Below are 20,639 nucleotides of genomic sequence, written 5' to 3'. Positions count from 1 at the left end.
CAATTGAAAATATTTCAAATGCCTGATTCACTAGCAAATAAAATTGCGGCAGGTGAGGTTGTTGAACGTCCCGCATCTGTTGTAAAAGAATTAGTCGAGAACAGTATTGATGCTAATAGTACTTGGATTAAGGTGGAAGTATTAGAAGCAGGTCTACAACAAATAAAAATTGTTGACAATGGCGATGGAATGACAGAAGAGGATTGCGAACGGGCCTTTTTTCGCCACGCCACTAGTAAAATTAAGAATGAAAATGATTTATTTCATGTTAAGACACTAGGCTTTCGAGGGGAAGCTCTAGCAAGTATTGCTGCTGTTAGTCGTTTAACAATAAAAACCTCAGATGGAGAAGAAGCCGGTACCCTTTTAGAATTAGAAGGTGGAAAGATTATCCGAAGGTCTAAAAGTGATGCAAGACAAGGCAGTGAGATTGTAGTTGATGATATTTTCTTTAACACTCCAGCCCGATTGAAGTATATGAAGACTATCCATACAGAACTAGGTCATATTACTGATGTGATAAACCGTATGGCGCTATCACATCCTAATATTCTTTTTGAACTAAATCATAACGGCAAGCAATTGTTTAAATCATCAGGACGGGGTGATTTACTTCAAATAATTGCACAGGTTTACGGGATGAGTGTTGCTAAAAAAATGATTCCAGTTGAACATAGTACATTGGATTTTTCAATTAGCGGATATATTGCTAAACCTGAAATAACTCGTGCATCTAGAAGCTATATATCAACAATCATTAATGGTAGGTTTATTAGAAGTATCCCTCTGAATAAGGCTATTCTAAATGGCTATCACACCTTGTTACCAATTGGAAGAAGCCCACTAGTTGTTCTAACAGTTAAAATGGACCCAATCCTGGTGGATGTCAATGTGCATCCAGCCAAATTAGAAGTCCGATTTAGTAAGGAAAAAGAGTTGTTTGAGGCAGTAGTGAGTACAATCCAACAAGCATTTCGTAAAGAATCATTAATTCCATCAGTTCAACAACCAAAAAGGCAAAAGGAACAGACTTCTCAGCATTCTTTTGAATTTTATAACTCTCCTAAAAATGAAAACAACTTTAATAAAAGCTACGTTTTTCAGGACCGGGTATCAGAAACTAATTTGGATAACCAAATAGAACAAGATGCTTTTATAAGTACTCAGAATGCTATATTAGAAAACGAAACGTCAATAAGTGGAGAATCAGTTCATCAAAAGGCATATCCTGAAAAGACAGAAGAACTAGTTAACAATGATAAAGATTCTTCAAATCGCATTTCTGTTATGTACCCTATTGGTCAACATCACGGGACGTATATACTTGCTCAAAATGAAAGTGGGCTATACATTATTGATCAACATGCGGCACAAGAACGTATTAAATATGAATTTTTCCGAGATAGAATTGGGGAAGTTCCAAATGAAGTGCAGGAGTTACTGCTACCAATCACATTTGATTTTTCGAAAAGGGAAGCCTTATTAATTGAACAATACCAAGAAGAGTTTAAAAAAGTAGGTTTGTTTTTTGAGGCTTTCGGACAACAAAGCTATGTAATTCGATCACATCCACAATGGTTTCCAAAGGATATTGAAGAAGAAGTTATCCGAGAAATTGTCGAACAGGTAATGGCGGAAGAGAAAATTGATATATATAAGATTAGAGAAGAAGCAGCTATTTTAATGTCCTGTAAACGTTCAATCAAGGCGAATCATTATCTTAATAATAACGATATGTTTCAATTACTTGAGGATTTAAGAAACTCTACAGATCCATTCACTTGTCCTCATGGTCGGCCTATTATTATTCATTTTTCAGAATATGAGATGGAAAAAATGTTTAAGCGGGTAATGTAATCCTTAAGTTTTTTTATTTGTGCATAAAACAACCCACCTGACTCAAAATAGTAAAGAAAAACAAGGAAGGTTAGGTGTAGGGTTATGCCAGAAAATCAAAAACTAATTAACTTTTTAAATCAAGAATTGTCTAATTTTGCCGTATTGTATATTAAACTTCATCGTTATCATTGGTTTGTTCAAGGTAGACACTTTTTTAAACTGCATGAAGTTTTTGAAGACCTATATAATGAGGCTGCAGAAGACCTAGATGAGGTAGCTGAACGGATATTAGCAATTGACGGAAAGCCTCTTGCAACCATGCATAAGTATATCAAGGAGACAACGTTACATGAGGCACAGGCAGATGATAAGGAAAATGAAATAATAAACCAATTATCTGAAGACTATCGAACCATGATTAAGGAAATAAAAGAGATAGGGATCCCTTTAGCTGAAGAGATTGATGATCAACCAACGTCAGATTTACTTAATGATATACGTGGAAGATTTGAAAAACACGTCTGGATGTTACGAGCATATATAGCATATGAATAAACATAAAAGAGGCTGAAGAAAAATTCAGTCTCTTTTTGTGTAATAACAATGAGCATTTTTTTTGTTATTAAATTGCGTAATATAGTCAATGGTGTATAATGGAAAAACATTAAGGTGAAAATGTTAACCTATCTAAATTAGAAAACAAACAAGAAATTCGTAGGGGATATTATTATATGAAACAAACAGTAATCGGAGTTGTTGGACCAACTGCTGTTGGTAAAACAAGTTTAAGTATAGAAATTGCCAAGCATTTTAATGGAGAGATAATAAGTGGCGATTCTATGCAGATTTATAAGGGAATGGATATTGGTACAGCTAAAGTTTCTGAAGAAGAACAAAAAGAGGTGCCCCATCATTTAATTGACATCAAAGATCCTGAGGAATCTTTTTCAGTTGCTGAATTTCAATCGAATGTCCGTCAGCATCTAAGCCTTATTAATGAAAAAAAACGTTTACCCATCATCGCAGGCGGAACTGGTTTATACATACAGGCTGCATTATTTGGCTACAATTTTGCAGAGGAAAAAAGAAATGAAATCTATCAAAATAAGATTGAAAATGAAATTAAAGTTCACGGAATTGAGGTTGTTTACAATCGATTGATGCTAATCGATCCAGTTCAAGCAGAAAAAATTCATCCGAATAATACTAGGCGCGTTGTCAGAGCACTAGAGGTTTATGATAGAACAGGCATGACGATGACCGAATACCATAAAAAGCAACAATTGGAGACTCCTTATCGTCCGATTCTTATTGGGCTTGAAATGGATAGATCGCTCCTATATAAACGAATAGATAAGCGTGTCGATATGATGCTAGAACAAGGTCTTTTAGATGAAGTTAAATTCTTCTATGAGAAAGGTTTAGAAAATGCACAGTCAATGAAAGCAATTGGATATAAAGAATTTATTCCTTATTTTAAAGAGGAAAAATCGCTAGAAGAATCAGTAGAATTACTAAAGCGGAACTCAAGAAGGTATGCCAAAAGACAGTACACCTGGTTCAAAAATAAAATGGATGTTGAATGGTACACTATTACATTAGAGACAAAAATGGAAAAGTTTGAAATTATTTTAAACGATCTTGCAGGAAAGCTACAAAAAATATAGAAATAATAGTTACAGATAGAAAAGGGAGGAAAGTTTGATGTCTCAATCGGTTAATATTCAAGATCAATATCTCAATCAGCTTCGAAAAGACCGGATACAGGTGACTGTATTTCTAACAAACGGTTTTCAGTTAAGGGGAACGGTGAAAGCCTTTGATAATTTTACAGTTCTATTTGATACTGATGGCAAGCAGCAATTAATTTTTAAACATGCAATATCTACATTCGCTCCTGCAAAGAATGTTAATTTAGAGAAAGAATAATGGAAAAGAGGACGCAATTTTGCGTCCTTTTTTTTATGATAATTAAATAATAATATTATTTGGATGATTTAATGGGCAAATGTCACAAACTTTCTTATTCAAACGTATAATGAGGAGAGTAAGGGGTGGTAACGTGGACTCTCAAGTATCATTCAACAAAAATCAAATTAATATTGTACTGCATGAGAGAGAGAATCTTTCTATTGAAAGAAATAATCTTTTAAAAAGCGAAAGTATTGACCCTTTTCATAGGATTGATCAGGAATTTTCCTCTTTTATTGGAATGAATCGTCTAAAAGAAACGATAAAGGAAATATATGCAAACATAGAAATTAATCAAAAACGTGAACAGGTAGGGTTAAAGACTCAAAATCAAGTACTTCACATGCTTTTTAAAGGGAATCCGGGTACCGGGAAAACGACTGTTGCTAGAAAACTCGCTAAAGCATTTTATGATATGAATGTACTTTCAAAGGGTCATTTTATCGAGGCGGAGCGCGCTGACCTCGTCGGAGAGTATATTGGACACACAGCTCAAAAGACAAGGGACCTTGTAGAAAAAGCAATGGGTGGCGTGCTCTTCATTGATGAAGCGTACTCACTAGCAAGGGGTGGAGAAAAGGATTTCGGGAAAGAAGCTATTGATACGTTAGTGAAGCATATGGAGGATCACCATAGTAAATTCATATTGATTCTTGCAGGATACCCTGAAGAAATGGATTATTTTTTATCACTGAATCCGGGTTTGGCTTCTAGGTTTCCAATCGTAATGAATTTCGATGACTATTCAGTTGAACAACTTTTAGAAATTGCTAGACAGATGACTTCAGAGCGTGAATATCAACTGACAAAAGAAGCTGAATGGAAGTTACGTGACTATCTTATCAAACAAAAACAAAATAGCAATTTAAGAAATTTTTCAAATGCTCGTTTCGTTCGAAATACAATTGAAAAGTCCGTTCGAAAGCATGCTGTCAGATTATTAAAGCAAAATAAGTACACAACAGAAGAATTAATGCTAATTACTAGAAACGATCTATTTTTGGATTAGAAACAACAAAGACCCTTATCAAAATGTAAGGGTCTTTGGATATTTTAATTAAATATTTTGTTAAAAATTTCATCTAAACTCCCAAAACCACTTCTATCTTCGTCATTAGGCTCATCCGATTCAACTGTCCATTCCTGTAATACTGGAGCCATGTTCCCTTCATCATTTTTCTTAAACGTTTGGTGTATCAAAAAAGCTTTGTCATCCTTGGTTATTGTGTACCCCATGTAATAATTGTTATCTTGACCTTCTTCTTCAAATATTCCTACTTCATCGATATCATATGTTTCAAGTATTGTTTGGAAGTTATTTTGAATTTCTCCTAAAATCTGTTGTCTCGGTATATACTCCATAGCTTGCTCCTTTTCTAGAGAAGTTACTACCCTCTATATAATCTGTTTTGTGTATTATTAACGTTCCTTTTCCTTATTATGAAAAATATCGTTATACATTAATTTCCTTGTCTATCGTTAAAGTTTAATCACAAACTACAATTAATAAAAATTGAGGAGATGAAATTTATGAAGAAAAGAAGCGGACAAAAAAATGCAGCACTAACAAATAATAAAACACCAAAAGAAAGCCTGCCAGAGGGTGAAGGTTTATATAACCGAAGCAAACACAACCGACCAAAAGAAGGACCTGGATCTAAAGGTTAATTAGGAGGGTTTTTATGGATAAAAAAAACAGATCTTACTTTAATAAAACAAGTAATGATAAAGTAGAAACAAGAGATATTGAACACCAAATAACTTATCCGGGACAAGCGGAGTTTAATCTCAGGAATGTAAGTTATGCTCCAGGAGAAAACAGTTATTTGAATCAGTATGATGATGATGAAGAATAAAGGTAACATGAAAAAAGACCAAAAATTTTCCACTATTAAGGTTCACGAGTTTTCTGAAGAACTTTCGGATGGAGGAGAAAGAGATAAAATTATTAAAAGACAAATTTTAAGGGACTTTGAAAAAAAGTAAGTACCATGTATTTTTTACACCTTTTTTAGAAGTTAAGGTATCCAATTTTTTCATTCTCTGTTCATTTTTGATAAACTATAAGGAAATGAACAAACATTAGACTTGAATAGATATCTTTTTAACATATATGGAAGAGGGGTTAACTATGGAGGAGAAAGTACTAACGATAGCTGTACATCATCAAAACCAGGATGAAGACCGACTCCAGTATTCACTAGATGAACTTAAATCATTAACCGAAACCGCAAAGGGAAGTGTGCTTAAAACTATTATTCAAAAGCGTGAACGCATTCATCCAGCTTTATATATGGGAGAAGGTAAGGTTGAGGAGATTAAAGAATTAGTGGATGAACTCGAGATTGACTTGGTCATCTCAAACGATGAACTTTCAGCAGGACAATTACGAAACCTTACAGATCGACTTGAAATTCGTGTAATTGATCGAAGTCAACTAATTTTAGACATTTTTGCTATGAGAGCAAACACTAAGGAAGGTAAATTACAGGTCGAATTAGCCCAGTATCAATATATGCTCCCGCGTTTACATGGACAAGGTGTGGCATTGTCTCGTCTTGGTGGTGGTATAGGAACACGTGGTCCTGGTGAAACGAAACTTGAAACTGATCGAAGACACATCCGAAGAAGAATCGATGAGATTAAAAGAAGGTTAGCCACTGTAGTAAATCAACGAGAGCAATACCGAAAGCGAAGGAGAGAAAACAGAGCATTTCAAATCGCAATCGTGGGATATACGAATGCCGGAAAATCGACGCTGTTTAATCGGTTAACAAAAAGTGATTCTCTTGAAGAAAATCAACTTTTTGCAACTCTAGATCCTATGACAAGACAAATTCAACTTCCATGTGGTTTAGATGCGATAATTACGGATACCGTAGGGTTTATACAGGATCTTCCTACGGCCCTTGTAGCTGCTTTTAGATCAACATTGGAAGAAGTGACAGAAGCCGACCTCATATTGCATATGGTAGATGCTTCTCACCCTGATCAGGTTCAACATCAGCACACAGTAAATCGTTTACTTGATAGTCTTGATGCCAATCAAATACCAATGCTAACTGTTTACAATAAAAAGGATTTACTAACTGAAGACTTTATCCCTAGCGCACACCCATCTCTAACTGTCAGTGCCTATCAGTCGGTAGATCTTAATCGGATCCTGACCAAGACGGAAGAGTTGATTAAGGACGAGTGGGAATCTTATCAAACTTTTATACCGGCATCAGATGGAAAACTGTTGCAACAGTTAAATAGTAGTACAATTATTAATGAAAGATTCTATGATGAACCTCAAGAAGGTTATGTTATCCATGGTCACATCGATCCAGAACACCCCCTAAGATATTTAGTGAAGGAGCAATAAAATAAACAATGATAGAACAATTAGCAGATAGAGCAGAACGTGAAATTGAAGAACAAGTAAAGCAAGCAAGGCATGTAGCTGAAATTAACCAGAGAAGGGTACTGGAGGCTTTTTGGAACCATAAGGTAAGTGATAGTCATTTCAATCCAACGACAGGATACGGCTATGATGATTATGGGAGAGATGTGCTAGAGTCTGTTTACGCTGAAGTTTTTGGTAGTGAAGATGCTCTTGTGCGATCGCAACTAGTGTCTGGAACTCATGCAATAACGACTGCTTTATTTGGAGTATTAAGACCGGGGAATGAGCTTCTGTATATTACAGGTGATCCTTATGATACTTTAGAGGGTTTGGTTAATAATAAAGGTGAGCAAGATACGGGAACTTTAAAAGATTTTAATATTACATATCAGTCTGTTCCCCTGACTGAATCTGGAGAAATTGATTGGTGTGAAACACGAAATAAAATCAACGTAAACACAAGAGTCGTTGCCATACAGAGATCCAAAGGTTATGCAGATAGACCATCCTTTACAATTGATCAAATAAAGGAAATGGTCCAATTCGTTAAGGGGATCAATTCGGACATTGTTATCTTTGTGGATAATTGTTACGGGGAATTTGTTGAAGCGTCAGAACCACCTCATGTAGGTGTCGATTTAATTGCAGGATCGTTAATTAAAAACCCTGGTGGTGGCATCGTTCGTACTGGTGGGTATATCGTTGGTAAAAAAGAACTTGTAAATATGGCTGCAAATAGATTAACGGCTCCAGGATTAGGAAAAGAAATAGGGGCAAGCATAGGAATGCTTCAGGAAATGTATCAAGGGCTTTTTCTTGCTCCCCATATAGTAGAGGAAGCGGTAAAAGGAGCAATATTCACTTCTCGCTTTCTGTCTTTACTTGGATTCAAAACCTTACCAGCTTACACTGACAAAAGGACTGATTTAATACAATCAGTTAACTTTGATAGCGCTGAACAAATGATCGCTTTTTGTCAATCCATTCAGAAAGCATCACCAATTAATTCTCATGTTACCCCATATCCATCACCTATGCCAGGTTATCAAGACAATGTAATAATGGCTGCTGGAACATTTATCCAAGGTGCTAGTTTAGAGTTAACTGCCGATGGCCCAATCCGTCCTCCTTTTACTGCTTTTGTACAAGGTGGTTTAACTTACGCACATGTAAAAATAGCAATTATGGCTGCTGTTTCTAATTTAATTAAGCAAGAATTCATAAAGATAGAAATATAAAGTCGATTTAATTTTTAGTTATAAATCTACAGAAACCCGTAAATTTCAATTTATAGATTATAAGTTTATATTTTTTTGAATATTTTTATGTAAAGAAAGCTTACACGTATTGACAATTATAATTCCACGTGTATAATAAAGTTATGGAAAAGGTAAGTTAGGAAAGGGGTGGCCCAGTATGAGCGATATTGATAGACGTTCGATGCCCTTATTTTCCATAGGTATAGTAAAGTCTTTAACAAATTTAACAGCAAGACAAATCCGTTATTATGAAGAACATAATTTAATTCATCCAGCTCGAACAGACGGTAATCAACGATTATTTTCCTTTAATGATGTTGATCGACTACTTGAAATTAAGGAGTTGATTGAAAAGGGGATTAATCTAGCAGGTATCAAGCAGGTACTTTCTATTAAAGATTTACCGATAACCAAACAGATGGATGAAAATGAGAAAACACCAGAATTAACGGATAAGGAACTAAGAAAAATGTTACAAAAAGAATTATTTGATACAGGACGGCTTGGTAAAGCTACAATGCGACAAGGCGAAATGTCAAGATTCTTTCATTAAATGAATTAAAGGAGAGAGATCTATGGGTTTAACAAGAGAAGAAATTATGAAGCAAATTGAAGAGGAAAATGTAAGGTTTATTCGTCTGCAGTTTACGGATCTACTAGGAACAATTAAAAACGTGGAAATTCCTCTTAGTCAGCTAGACAAAGCGTTATCGAATGAAATGGCATTTGATGGTTCTTCTATTGAAGGGTTTGTGCGTATTGAAGAGTCTGACATGAAATTATATCCAGATCTTAATACTTTCTTAGTCTTCCCTTGGACTTCAGATAAAGGGAAAGTTGCTCGTTTCATTTGCGATATTTACAATCCGGATGGTACACCGTTTGAAGGTTGCCCGCGTTACAATCTAAAGCGTAATCTTAAGAAAATGGAAGAATTAGGATTTAGTGCTTTTAATCTTGGTACAGAGCCAGAGTTTTTCCTTTTCAAACTTGATGAACAGGGTGAACCGACTCTTGAATTGAATGACAAAGGTGGTTATTTTGATCTAGCTCCAACAGATCTTGGTGAAAACTGCCGTCGTGATATTGTATTAGAACTAGAAGAAATGGGCTTCGAAGTGGAAGCATCTCACCACGAAGTTGCTCCTGGTCAACATGAGATTGACTTTAAATATTCTGATGCAGTAAAACATGCTGATGATATTCAAACGTTCAAACTAGTAGTTAAAACTATCGCTAGAAAGCATGGTTTACATGCGACATTTATGCCAAAGCCTTTGTTTGGTGTTAATGGTTCTGGTATGCACTGTAATATGTCTCTATTTAAAGGCAAAACTAACACATTCCTTGATGAAAGTGGAGAACTACAGTTAAGTGAAACCGCTTATCAGTTTATTGCTGGTATCATTAAACATGCTCTTAATTTCACTGCTGTTACTAATCCAACGGTTAACTCGTATAAGCGTCTAGTACCTGGTTATGAGGCGCCTTGTTATGTAGCTTGGTCAGGTTCTAACAGAAGTCCACTTATTCGTGTTCCTTCTTCAAGAGGATTGAGCACTAGAATTGAAGTTCGTAGTGTAGACCCTGCAGCAAACCCTTACTTAGCAATGGCAGTATTACTTGCAGCTGGATTAGATGGTATTGAGAACAAATTAGCTGCACCTAAAGCTGTTGATCGAAATATATATATTATGGATAAAGAAGAAAGAGAAGCAAATGGTGTGCAAGATTTACCTGCAACTCTTTACGATGCAGTTCAATTATTGAAATCCGATGAAATAATAGTTAATGCGTTAGGTGAGCATCTATTTGAACATTTTGTAGAAGCAAAAGAAATTGAATGGGATATGTTCCGTACTCAGGTTCATCCATGGGAAAGAGAACAATACTTACAAACGTATTAATAGATTTTCAAAGCGTGCTATCATTTTAAAAATGATAGTACGCTTTTTATTTTTAAAGAGAAAAGGCTATAGAAGAAGTTTCCAGATTCCTTTGTATAACCCCGTGTACAAAGGACAAAATAGTAAAGATGTGAAAGTATTAAGCAAGATGATTTAGAAGAGTTAACAAACTTTCAATCTGTAAAACTGAAATCATGTTATAAATAGTTTGTTTCATCATATTTGTGGAACAATTAGATAATAATTTAAATGGAGTTTTAGTCTTGAATTGGGGGGACCGACTTTGAGTAAGCCTAGATACTACTCAAATATTTATTGGCATTTTACTGGTGGACCAGTCTCTCGTGATGGTGGGACCGTATGGCATAATTACCGTGCTCTTAAAGAAGTAGAAGAGCATACAGAATTAAGAAGTTCTAAGCAGGCTATGGGTAATCTGAAAAACATTATTGAAACCCAAGTACTAAAAGCGACCACAACTGAAAAAGTAGCAGAAGAAGTCGAGACTGAAAAATTCTGTTGTGTTTGTGATATACCTTTAAGCGATTTAACATATCACCGTAGATATTATGGAGAGTATGCAATAGGATTTAATTCTGAGAAAGTTCATCAAAACTTTCATCCTGTATTGTATTTGGATCCATTTTATGCAAGGATAAATCACCACAATATCATTATTAATCCTAGTCGAATAAATATTAGAGACCCTATTGAAGCCAAGCTTTGGGATTTAATAGGCATAAAAAAAGAAAACCCTCTTATTAACTTTCTTAAAATAACTAATTTTGCTTCTGATTATGGTGGTTCTTTTTATGGCGAGAGGGAATGGAGGTGTTTAGAAAACTTTTCATTTGCTCGAGATGAAGTAGAAGCGATCATTGTACCTAAAAAAGAAGTTAAGGACATCTATCAGCACTTAAACAAAAGTGGCTATAACAACATCAGTGTGATGAGTTGGGATTTGATAGAAAATGTTTAATATGTTTGATTTAGATAAATCAAAGTGTTAATTGCTTAAAAAAAAATAGCGACGGTTCTCGCTATTTGAGGACCGTCGCTATTTTTAATGAATAGTTCTATATAGTCCAACAACTTTTCCTAAAATTGACACGTTTTGATAGATAAGCGGAGCCATTGTTGCATTTTCTGGTTGTAGTCTTATATGATCTTTTTCTTTAAAGAATCGTTTTACAGTAGCTTCGTCTTCATCAGTCATTGCAACTACTATTTCACCGTTTTGAGCGGTTTGTTGTTGCTTAACGATAACCATATCGCCGTCAAGAATCCCCGCTTCTATCATACTCTCACCTTCAATGATAAGGACAAATAAACTGTCACCCGGATTAGCGATCGTATTTGGTAATGGAACGTATTCTTCTATATTTTCTACGGCCGTTATTGGTAGACCAGCGGTAACCTTCCCTATTACAGGTGCAAAAGTTGCTTCACCTCTAGGTATAGCGTTTTCGTCATGTAAATGGAGTATTTCAATTGCTCTTGGTTTTGTAGGATCACGTCGGATATAGCCTTTTTTTTCTAGTCTAGACAAATGACCATGGACAGTTGAACTTGAAGCAAGACCAACAGCTTCCCCTATCTCTCTTACAGAAGGTGGATATCCCTTATCTAGTACTTGGTCTTTTATGTATTGCAAGATGGCTTCTTGTCTTTTTGATAGTTTTGTCATTTATTAAACACCTCGTACATATATTTATTAACAAGATTGTACCACGATTTCCAAAGATATACAAACATTCGTTCGAATAAATACTTGACAAGAACCTATGTTCGCGTTTAGTATATATACATAGAGGCGAACAGAGGTTCTAATATATAAGTGGAGGGGTTTATATGTTTCATAATCTAACAAAAGTTGATGTCTTCTATTTAGTTGCATTTGCGTTGACGTTAGGATTTATGTATTTTTCAATGGTTACTAGCTGATAGATAACTAGTCTTAATTTGAAAGGAAACGATGATGAAAGCAATAATTTACTGCAGGGTTAGTACAGACAAAGAAGAGCAAACAACATCACTAAAGCGGCAAAGGGCCGAGTTACTAGAGTTAGCAAAGCAAGTCAACATGGAAGTAATTGATATAATTGAAGAGAAGTTTAGTGGTTATGAATTTGATCGAGAAGGTATTTTCAAGTTATTAGATTACTATTCTACAAAAAAAGCTAATTGTTTACTTATTCAAGATGAAACACGATTAGGTAGAGGTAACACTAGAATTGCGTTACTCCATCAATTAAACAAATTAAACATAACTATTTACACTTTATCTCATAATGGCAAGCTACAACTTTCAGAGTCAGATTCAATGGTATTACAAATTGTAAGTATTGTTGAAGAATATCAACGTAAAATTCACAATGCAAAAATTAAAAGAGGTATGAAAAGAGCTATATCTAATGGATTTAATCCTAGTTTAAACTTATCTAATCAACGGCAAGCTTCTGGCAGAGAAAGAATTAAGTTTCCAATCAACGAAGTTATTCGATTAAAGGAAAATAACTTAACATTTGCTGACATAGCAAGTACTCTTAATGGAATGGGATATACCGTTTCAAGAGCAACAGTCCACCGCAGGTACAAAGAGCACCTATTACTTGAATATAATGAAAAAAATGATATAGAATGATAGACAAGGATCACTGTAAAGTGTGTTCTTGTCTTTTTTGTTAAAAATAAGTTAGTAACCACTTTAATTTAAATAATACTCAGTTGTATTAAAATAATTACACATTGATAAAAGTGAGGATATTGTAAAGGAGAAGATTTATGCTATCTAAAGATAAAATTAGTCGGATTAATGCTTTAGCTAAAAAGGATAAGATTGATGGGTTAACAAATAAGGAGAAAGAAGAGCAACAGGAGTTACGACAAGAATATCTCGGTAATGTTAGGAAATCATTTAAAAACCAATTTAAGAGCATGAAAGTTATTGATCCTGAAGGCAATGACGTAACTCCTGAGAAAGTAAAAAAAATGAGGGATGAAAACAAAAATAAATATCATTAAGTTTATTACAAACAATTCAATGGAATAGATTATGTTTGGATAATATTTAAACTAAATTTAAATTCGTACAAATTTGTTAAATTATAGTGTAAAAATTTTATAATTGCATAGGATAAGACTTGTTTCTTATCCTATTTCATTATACGATAAGAGTTGTGTGTACATATTTTTTTCTCAAATCGAAAGGGGATTTAAAAAACAGATGTCGAATCAAACAGAACAAAAGTCAATTAATACAATAAGAACATTAGCAATAGACGCTATTGAAAACGCTAACTCAGGACACCCTGGATTACCGATGGGTGCAGCACCAATGGCTTACACATTATGGACGGATTTCATGAACCACAATCCTAAAAATTCAAAATGGTTTAACCGTGATCGTTTTGTTTTATCCGCAGGTCATGGTTCTATGTTGATCTATGGACTGTTACATTTATCAGGTTACAATGTCACAATAGATGATTTAAAGGGATTTCGTCAATGGGACTCTAAGACTCCTGGTCACCCAGAAGTTCATCATACTGACGGTGTAGAAGCTACTACGGGACCATTAGGACAGGGACTAGCTATGTCAGTAGGTATGGCAATGGCTGAAGAACACCTTGGAGCAAAGTACAATAGGGACCAATATTCAGTCGTTGATCACTATACTTACGCTCTAGTGAGTGATGGTGATTTGATGGAAGGTGTTTCACACGAATCAGCATCTTTGGCTGGTCATTTAGGTCTTGGCAAATTAATTGCATTGTATGACTCTAATGATATATCGTTGGATGGCGATCTTAACCAATCCTTTTCTGAGAATGTAGAAGATCGTTTTAAAGCATATGGTTGGCAAGTTATTCGTGTAGAGGATGGAAATGATACTACTGCACTACGGAATGCATTAGATGAAGCGAAAGCAAATACCGATCAGCCAACTTTGATTGAAGTTAAAACAATTATTGGATTCGGATCACCAAATAAATCTGCTTCTGCAGCTTCTCATGGTGCCCCATTAGGTGCGGATGAAATTAAACTTACAAAAGAATTTTACAAATGGGAGCATGAAGAATTCCATGTACCAGAAGAAGTCTACAATGATTTTAAAGAAAAAATCGTAGACCGTGGACAAAAGTCTGAAGACGAGTGGAATCAAATGTTTGATAAATACCAATCAGCTCACCCTGAATTAGCTAAAGAATTAACATTAGCTATCAAGGGAGACCTTCCAGAAAATTGGGATAGTGAATTACCCGTTTATGAAGCTGGAAAAGATACCCTAGCTACTCGTGCTTCTTCAGGCGAAGTGTTAAATGGAATTGCAAAGACTGTACCGTATTTCTTTGGTGGAAGTGCAGACTTGGCCGGTTCGAATAAGACAACAGTAAAAGACGGTGGAGATTTCTCTAGAAATGACTATAGTGGCCGCAATGTTTGGTTTGGTGTACGTGAATTTGCGATGGCTGCAGGGATTAACGGAATGGCATTACACGGAGGAATAAAACCATTTGCAAGCACGTTCTTTGTATTTAGTGATTATCTCCGTCCAGCGGTCAGATTGTCAGCGATTATGGATTTACCTGTAACTTACGTTCTGACACATGATTCTATTGCTGTAGGTGAAGATGGTCCTACTCATGAACCAGTAGAGCAGCTAGCAGCATTCAGAGCAATGCCTAACCTGTCAGTAATTAGACCAGCAGACGGTAATGAAACACAGGCTGCATGGCGTTTGTCTTTAGAATCGAAAACAACTCCTACTATGCTTGTTTTAACTAGACAAAACCTACCAACTCTAGAAGGTACAGATAAGAATGCTTATGAAGGAGTCAAGAAAGGTGCTTATGTAGTAAGTCCATCTGACAAAGAAACTCCAGACGCATTGTTACTAGCATCAGGTTCAGAGGTTCAATTAGCAGTTAAAGCGCAACAAGAACTAAAAGGAAAAGGGTACGATGTCAGTGTAGTGAGTATGCCGTCTTGGGATCGTTTTAATACGCAAGATAAAGCTTACAAAGACGAAGTATTACCACCTACTGTTAAGAAACGCCTAGCAATCGAAATGGCTTCACCATTTGGTTGGGAAAGATTCACTGGTGACGAAGGTAAAATTTTAGCTATTGATACTTTCGGTGCTTCAGCCGATGGAGAAAAGGTTATGGCTGAATACGGATTTACTACTGAAAATGTGGTAAAACAGGTTGAGTCACTATTTAATTAATCTTTATTAACCCCTTGGCTTTTAATGCCAAGGGGTTACATCTTTCTAAAAATAAACTATAAGACAAAAGTTTAGCTTATTTTTAACAGGTTTTGACAAGAAAATAATAAATATTTATGTATAATGTTTGCTAAAGTAGTGGGAGGGCAAATAAATGCATAAATATTCTGTTTTTTGGATCAAAGAAGAGTTTCATTATAATTACTTCTACAAACCTGATATTCTATATAGGTTTTTAAATGAATATGTCAATAACTCTATTCCTAGTAAATATTTAGATTCTCAATTCAATTATATTACTCATACTATTTCATACAATTCTCTTTTAGAGCATTTACGGCAATATCATAACTATCAAATTAATATAAACGCATCTAGTAATAGAATGGATTGTAATATAGGTGATAAATCATTGAACATCTACATAAAACGGAGAAATTTAGTTATTGAGAGTAATTCAGTAGAAGAAGTTGATACATTGGTGTTTCAACCATTAAAAAACATTAGTTCAAGTTTTTTTGTCATTGAGTTGGGTACAACAAATTCTGGTTGGATTACTCCCGTAAAAAAAGAAGTATTACTTTAGATTTAATCTATTGTAATATTTTCTGTGTTTTACTATACTGTATTAGAGACAACATGAAGGAGGAAGGCTTGACATGGGCACGATTTGGATTGTATTAATTGCCATTTTAGCTTTAATTGCTGGTGTCGCACTTGGATTCTTTATCGCAAGAAGATATATGATGAGCTATTTGAAAAAGAACCCACCAATTAATGAACAAATGCTTCGAACACTAATGATGCAGATGGGACAAAAACCATCGCAGAAAAAGATCAATCAAATGATGCGTGCAATGAACAACCAAAATAAGTAATCTAAAAATGTGGACAACCATTGATTTAAATAGTTATTTTGAACATTGCAATATAATCCCTTGAACCTACGGTTTCAAGGGATTTATATGTTATAAAGGAAACAACAGGACAACACAGTTTATACAAATTTCACTATGTTGTCATCTTTTAATAGGATTCGTTGATTGTTATTTGATAAAATAGAATTACTTCGAAAATAAAGGAGATATAGCATGTCTGAGATAAACATCTTTATCGCATTTGGGGCTGGTTTTTTGTCTTTTATCTCCCCATGTGTGTTACCGTTATATCCAGCATTTCTCTCTTATATTACTGGGATGAGTGTTAATGATATAAAAGAAGAAGGCGCAATGTTTAATAGAAAGAGTGTCTTTCATACTCTTGCTTTTTTGTTAGGTTTTTCTAGCATATTTATGGTACTTGGATTCTCAACAACGTTAATTTCAGAATTTTTACTTACCTGGCAAGACGTTATTAGACAGTTGGGTGCAATTTTGATTGTATTTTTTGGTCTAATAATCATTGGTTTTTTCCAATTCGAATTTTTAATGAAAGATCGCAAATTAAAATTTAAGAACAGACCTGCGGGTTACTTTGGATCTTTTCTTATCGGTATGGCCTTTTCTATGGGCTGGACCCCTTGTACCGGACCAATATTGGCTGCAGTTTTTTCATTAGCAGCGAATACACCTGATATTGGAATGATTATGATGATTGCTTATTCTTTAGGGTTTTCTCTTCCTTTCTTAATCCTATCTTTCTTTGTAGGGAAACTAAATTGGATAAAGAAAAATGGTCCGAGACTAACCAAAATCGGTGGTTATATCATGATATTTATGGGGATTGCTTTATTTTTTGATTGGATGACTATGCTTACCTCATTTCTTGCAAGTTGGTTTGGTTTTAGTGGATTTTAAAACTTGTGGTTATAATACAGTATTGATAATATTGTTATATATATATTAAAAAGGAGATTTACCGAATGATTAGGGCAAATGATTTAATTTTAAGAACTACTACCATTTTGATAGCATTTATTTTGTTTGGGTTTTCTATCTATTTATTTTTAGCAGGTCATAGTGCACCAGGAGGCGGATTTATTGGTGGTTTAATGACAGCTGCTGCTATTGTATTAATGTATATGGCATATGGGTACGAAGCAATGAAAAAAATTATTCCTGTTAACTACCAAAATTTAATCACTATTGGGCTTGCAATTGCAGTATTGACTAGTATTGGTTCATTTGTTTTTGGAGAACCATTTCTAAGTCAAACCTTTGAGTATTTTCATTTACCTGTACTAGGTGAAAAAGAATTAGCCACAGCTTTGCTATTTGATTTAGGTGTGTACTTAACTGTTATTGGTGTTACTATGACTATTATCTTGTCTATTGCAAGTGATCGATAGGTTTTTATATCAAGGGGGTAATACATTTGGCTAATATACTAATAGTGGATGATGCAAAATTTATGAGGGTAACTTTATCTAATATGTTACTAAAAGGAAATCATAAAATTGTGGGGGAAGCAGAAGATGGAAAGCGAGCAGTTGAAATGTATAAAAATTTAGAACCTGATCTTGTTACAATGGATATCACTATGCCAGAGTTAAATGGTATTGATGCGGTGAAAGAGATAATCTCGATTGACCCGAATGCAAAAATTATTATGTGTTCAGCTATGGGTCAGCAAAAACTAGTAGTCGAAGCAATTGAAATTGGCGCTAAGGATTTTTTAGTCAAACCTTTTGAGGAAAATCGTGTCCTTGATGCGATTAATCGTATTCTTGAATAGCGGTAAATATAGAAAGAGTTGATCTTATGTTCTGGCTAGTAGCCACTACTGTTGTTGGATTAGTAATGGCAGTAATAATGGTATTTATTCGTTTAAAGGCATCTAAAAAACCGGCAACCGCAACAAAAATAATATTACCGCCGTTGTTCATGAGTACAGGGGCATTGATGTTTATGTTTCCTGTTTTTCAGGTTTCCTTTCAACAAGTATTAGAGGCTTTAGTTGTGGGTGTAATATTATCGTTATTTTTGATAAAAACTTCAAATTTTGAATCAAGAAGCGGCCAAATTTACTTAATACCTTCAAAACTTTTTGTAGTTATTCTATTTGGACTGCTAGCTTTAAGAATAATCATAAAACTAGTAGTTAGCCAATCCATTTCTTTTGGTGAAACGAGTGGTATGTTTTTTTTACTAGCTCTTGGCATGATTGTTTCTTGGAGGATTGCTATGCTACTAAAATTTAATAAAATAAAAAATGCACTAGTAAAAAAAGCATGAACAAAGTCCTGTAAAAACAGTACTTTGAACATACTTTTTTTTCATGCCCTAATTTTCGTTAAACAGAGCTAGGTATGGGGTTACATCAATCTTTTTCTCATCTAGTTTTTTTCTTAGAAATTTATGGTCTCTTTTAGGGGTTGCTATTATGTAACCCTCAATTAATATGTCTTGTGAAATCGCCTTTCTATTCTTTTGGATCGCGATTTCACCAATTTTACTGGCAATCTTTTGCCTAGCGATATCTCTAAAAAGTTCAGGAACTGGTGATATAAGTTCTTCTAGCAACTTTTTTTCATTAACGCCCCACATGTGTTTAGTCTTATTAACGTAATATTCTTCCCAGTCAAGGGTTGATCTACCGTCCTCTTTCGGTAATTTTTTTAAAAATTTCCGAAACATAAAGAAACCACCAATTGAAAGCAAACCGACTAGTATAAAAGTCCAAGAGACGATGAATATTGAAAAACCTGTTGACATTTTACCACCTATTTTCGTCTGATATTGTAATTAAATAATAATAAAGTTTTATTTTTGTTGTTTTTATAGTAACATTACTAATATTGCTACTATTTTAAACTTTCTCTACAATTCACCATGATTTCCACATTATATTGTATTTAAGTAGTTTTGCTATAATAGTATCTTAATAACATTGATATTATAAAAGGAAGAAGTTTAAATTACAAGAATAGATTATTGATTGGTCAAAAGTTCGGGGGGGAATAGATTGATTTCTCGTTACAATGATTCAGAGGATAAAAATAACGAAGTAATTAAAGATATTCATACACAGATATCAACGGAAAATCAAGCTAATGAGTTAGAGTTAGCAACGTTTCCTACACATATGCTTAAATGGATTGAAGATAATTCATTTGACATAATTGTACTATCAGACCTTAAAGGGAAAATTCTATACATTTCGAGTTCTGTTGATAAGATACTGGGTTATTATCCGGATGAAATAGTCGGTAAATTAGCTAGTGACTATATTTCCCCCCATGATAAGAAGCTTTTGTCTACTAGATTTCAAAAGCATCTGAATAACACACAAAAATTCAATATTAGTATTAGAAATAAGGATGGAAGATATATTTGGGTAGAATCTATACTTTCAATCATAAACGATAAACATGGTAACCGACAGATTATAGCTATTGCCAAAGATATTACGGATAAGAAAGAAGCAGAGGAAATGATGATTCGATCCGAAAAAATGTCTGTAGCTGGGCAATTAGCTGCTGGGGTAGCACATGAAATAAGAAATCCTTTAACATCATTAAAAGGTTTTGTTCAGCTATTACAGGCTGGTATCGAAAAGAAAGATGAATATTACAAAATCATGATAGATGAAATAGAGAAGATCAATTCAATAACTTCTGAATTACTTTTTATTTCTAAACCCATGACCGATAATAGAAATTTTGAGAGATTATCTGAGATGCTGAGTGATGTTGTTACATTGTTAAGTTCCCAAGCCAAGCTTTTTGATGTGAAAATCATTTTAGAGTTAGAAGAAGATGTATCTATTTTTTGTGATAAAACACAAATAAAACAAGTTTTAATCAATCTAATTAAAAATGCAGTGGAAGAAATGACTGAAGGTGGGGAAATACATATTGTTGTAGAATCAAATAAACATCAATGTGCCATTTCTATCATTGATGAGGGACCAGGAATTCCCCAACATATATTACATAAATTGAAGGAACCTTTTTTTACAACTAAAAAAGATGGAACCGGTCTAGGATTAATGATTTCTGAAAAGATTATCGAAAATCATAACGGAACAATCGATATTTTCCAGAACATAGAGAAAGGCAGCACTTTCCAAATTACCCTTCCCTTACATCAAAACAGCATCTAAAG

The 20,639-nt window shown here is 34.4% G+C and carries 26 protein-coding genes; 23 read left to right on the top strand and 3 right to left on the bottom strand.

Annotated features, from left to right (window positions below; genetic code table 11):
- Nucleotides 1-3: 3 nt before the first annotated feature.
- The 5 genes from mutL to spoVK all read left to right on the top strand — a co-directional run bounded on the left by mutL (nt 4) and on the right by spoVK (nt 4,819).
- A complete protein-coding gene (mutL, locus tag GH741_RS08050; RefSeq protein ID WP_276608219.1) occupies nt 4-1,857 on the top strand; it encodes a DNA mismatch repair endonuclease MutL in 1,854 nt (617 codons plus the stop codon).
- Nucleotides 1,858-1,941: 84 nt separating this feature from the next.
- A complete protein-coding gene (locus GH741_RS08045) occupies nt 1,942-2,394 on the top strand; it encodes a Dps family protein (RefSeq protein WP_153736263.1) in 453 nt (150 codons plus the stop codon).
- Between the two features lie 176 nt (nt 2,395-2,570).
- Nucleotides 2,571-3,506, top strand: coding sequence for a tRNA (adenosine(37)-N6)-dimethylallyltransferase MiaA (gene miaA, locus GH741_RS08040; RefSeq protein ID WP_153736262.1), 936 nt, complete (start codon nt 2,571-2,573; stop codon nt 3,504-3,506).
- Nucleotides 3,507-3,543: 37 nt separating this feature from the next.
- Nucleotides 3,544-3,768, top strand: coding sequence for an RNA chaperone Hfq (gene hfq / locus GH741_RS08035; RefSeq protein WP_153736261.1), 225 nt, complete (start codon nt 3,544-3,546; stop codon nt 3,766-3,768).
- A 109-nt stretch (nt 3,769-3,877) separates the two neighbouring features.
- Nucleotides 3,878-4,819, top strand: a complete 942-nt coding sequence (gene spoVK / locus GH741_RS08030; RefSeq protein WP_153736260.1) for a stage V sporulation protein K — start codon at nt 3,878-3,880, stop codon at nt 4,817-4,819.
- A gap of 44 nt (nt 4,820-4,863) precedes the next feature.
- On the opposite strand, the gene GH741_RS08025 is transcribed toward spoVK, so the two are convergent.
- Nucleotides 4,864-5,172 carry a DUF5634 family protein gene (locus GH741_RS08025; protein WP_153736259.1) on the bottom strand — a complete coding sequence of 103 codons (309 nt, stop codon included), beginning with the start codon at nt 5,170-5,172 and terminating at the stop codon, nt 4,864-4,866.
- 168 nt (nt 5,173-5,340) lie between these two features.
- Between GH741_RS08025 and GH741_RS08020 the strand changes: the two genes are divergently transcribed.
- From GH741_RS08020 to GH741_RS07990, 8 genes are all read left to right on the top strand, one after another.
- Nucleotides 5,341-5,478 carry a hypothetical protein gene (locus GH741_RS08020; protein WP_153736258.1) on the top strand — a complete coding sequence of 46 codons (138 nt, stop codon included), beginning with the start codon at nt 5,341-5,343 and terminating at the stop codon, nt 5,476-5,478.
- 14 nt (nt 5,479-5,492) lie between these two features.
- A complete protein-coding gene (locus GH741_RS08015; RefSeq protein ID WP_153736257.1) occupies nt 5,493-5,666 on the top strand; it encodes a hypothetical protein in 174 nt (57 codons plus the stop codon).
- A gap of 7 nt (nt 5,667-5,673) precedes the next feature.
- Nucleotides 5,674-5,796, top strand: a complete 123-nt coding sequence (locus GH741_RS22095; protein ID WP_276608218.1) for a hypothetical protein — start codon at nt 5,674-5,676, stop codon at nt 5,794-5,796.
- A 145-nt stretch (nt 5,797-5,941) separates the two neighbouring features.
- On the top strand, nt 5,942-7,177 hold the full coding sequence (hflX, locus tag GH741_RS08010) for a GTPase HflX (protein ID WP_153736256.1): 1,236 nt from the start codon (nt 5,942-5,944) through the stop codon (nt 7,175-7,177).
- Between the two features lie 8 nt (nt 7,178-7,185).
- A complete protein-coding gene (locus GH741_RS08005) occupies nt 7,186-8,436 on the top strand; it encodes a methionine gamma-lyase family protein (RefSeq protein WP_153736255.1) in 1,251 nt (416 codons plus the stop codon).
- Between the two features lie 178 nt (nt 8,437-8,614).
- Nucleotides 8,615-9,010 carry a MerR family transcriptional regulator gene (locus GH741_RS08000; RefSeq protein ID WP_153736254.1) on the top strand — a complete coding sequence of 132 codons (396 nt, stop codon included), beginning with the start codon at nt 8,615-8,617 and terminating at the stop codon, nt 9,008-9,010.
- A 22-nt stretch (nt 9,011-9,032) separates the two neighbouring features.
- Entirely contained in the window at nt 9,033-10,364 is a 1,332-nt protein-coding gene (gene glnA, locus GH741_RS07995; RefSeq protein WP_153736253.1) for a type I glutamate--ammonia ligase, read from the top strand.
- A gap of 283 nt (nt 10,365-10,647) precedes the next feature.
- Entirely contained in the window at nt 10,648-11,343 is a 696-nt protein-coding gene (locus GH741_RS07990) for an abortive infection system antitoxin AbiGi family protein (protein ID WP_153736252.1), read from the top strand.
- Between the two features lie 84 nt (nt 11,344-11,427).
- Here GH741_RS07990 and lexA read toward each other — a convergent pair whose 3' ends face one another.
- Nucleotides 11,428-12,051, bottom strand: coding sequence for a transcriptional repressor LexA (lexA, locus tag GH741_RS07985; protein ID WP_153736251.1), 624 nt, complete (start codon nt 12,049-12,051; stop codon nt 11,428-11,430).
- A 291-nt stretch (nt 12,052-12,342) separates the two neighbouring features.
- Here lexA and GH741_RS07980 point away from each other — a divergent pair, with 291 nt between their 5' ends.
- The 9 genes from GH741_RS07980 to GH741_RS07940 all read left to right on the top strand — a co-directional run bounded on the left by GH741_RS07980 (nt 12,343) and on the right by GH741_RS07940 (nt 18,767).
- The gene (locus tag GH741_RS07980; protein WP_153736250.1) at nt 12,343-13,008 is read left to right on the top strand and encodes a YneB family resolvase-like protein; all 666 of its coding nucleotides are present in this window, start codon (nt 12,343-12,345) and stop codon (nt 13,006-13,008) included.
- 140 nt (nt 13,009-13,148) lie between these two features.
- Nucleotides 13,149-13,388 carry a DUF896 domain-containing protein gene (locus tag GH741_RS07975; protein ID WP_153736249.1) on the top strand — a complete coding sequence of 80 codons (240 nt, stop codon included), beginning with the start codon at nt 13,149-13,151 and terminating at the stop codon, nt 13,386-13,388.
- Nucleotides 13,389-13,590: 202 nt separating this feature from the next.
- A complete protein-coding gene (gene tkt / locus GH741_RS07970; protein ID WP_153736248.1) occupies nt 13,591-15,594 on the top strand; it encodes a transketolase in 2,004 nt (667 codons plus the stop codon).
- A 154-nt stretch (nt 15,595-15,748) separates the two neighbouring features.
- The gene (gene sirA / locus GH741_RS07965; protein WP_153736247.1) at nt 15,749-16,180 is read left to right on the top strand and encodes a sporulation inhibitor of replication protein SirA; all 432 of its coding nucleotides are present in this window, start codon (nt 15,749-15,751) and stop codon (nt 16,178-16,180) included.
- Nucleotides 16,181-16,253: 73 nt separating this feature from the next.
- On the top strand, nt 16,254-16,472 hold the full coding sequence (locus tag GH741_RS07960) for a YneF family protein (protein WP_153736246.1): 219 nt from the start codon (nt 16,254-16,256) through the stop codon (nt 16,470-16,472).
- Between the two features lie 213 nt (nt 16,473-16,685).
- On the top strand, nt 16,686-17,390 hold the full coding sequence (locus GH741_RS07955) for a cytochrome c biogenesis CcdA family protein (protein WP_153736245.1): 705 nt from the start codon (nt 16,686-16,688) through the stop codon (nt 17,388-17,390).
- 65 nt (nt 17,391-17,455) lie between these two features.
- Nucleotides 17,456-17,881, top strand: coding sequence for a Na(+)/H(+) antiporter subunit B (locus tag GH741_RS07950; protein ID WP_153736244.1), 426 nt, complete (start codon nt 17,456-17,458; stop codon nt 17,879-17,881).
- 26 nt (nt 17,882-17,907) lie between these two features.
- Nucleotides 17,908-18,267, top strand: a complete 360-nt coding sequence (locus GH741_RS07945) for a response regulator (protein ID WP_153736243.1) — start codon at nt 17,908-17,910, stop codon at nt 18,265-18,267.
- Between the two features lie 26 nt (nt 18,268-18,293).
- On the top strand, nt 18,294-18,767 hold the full coding sequence (locus GH741_RS07940; protein WP_153736242.1) for a CcdC family protein: 474 nt from the start codon (nt 18,294-18,296) through the stop codon (nt 18,765-18,767).
- Between the two features lie 48 nt (nt 18,768-18,815).
- Here the strand turns inward: GH741_RS07940 and GH741_RS07935 are convergent, their stop codons facing one another.
- Nucleotides 18,816-19,247, bottom strand: coding sequence for a DUF2621 family protein (locus tag GH741_RS07935; protein WP_153736241.1), 432 nt, complete (start codon nt 19,245-19,247; stop codon nt 18,816-18,818).
- Between the two features lie 250 nt (nt 19,248-19,497).
- Here GH741_RS07935 and GH741_RS07930 point away from each other — a divergent pair, with 250 nt between their 5' ends.
- A complete protein-coding gene (locus tag GH741_RS07930) occupies nt 19,498-20,637 on the top strand; it encodes an ATP-binding protein (RefSeq protein ID WP_240795436.1) in 1,140 nt (379 codons plus the stop codon).
- The last annotated feature ends 2 nt before the right edge of the window (nt 20,638-20,639 follow it).

Origin of the sequence: Aquibacillus halophilus (assembly GCF_009649745.1) — a bacterium.
In the GTDB taxonomy this organism is placed as follows: Bacteria; Bacillota; Bacilli; order Bacillales; family Amphibacillaceae; genus Aquibacillus; species Aquibacillus halophilus.
This window is presented reverse-complemented; position numbering and strand designations above follow the sequence as displayed.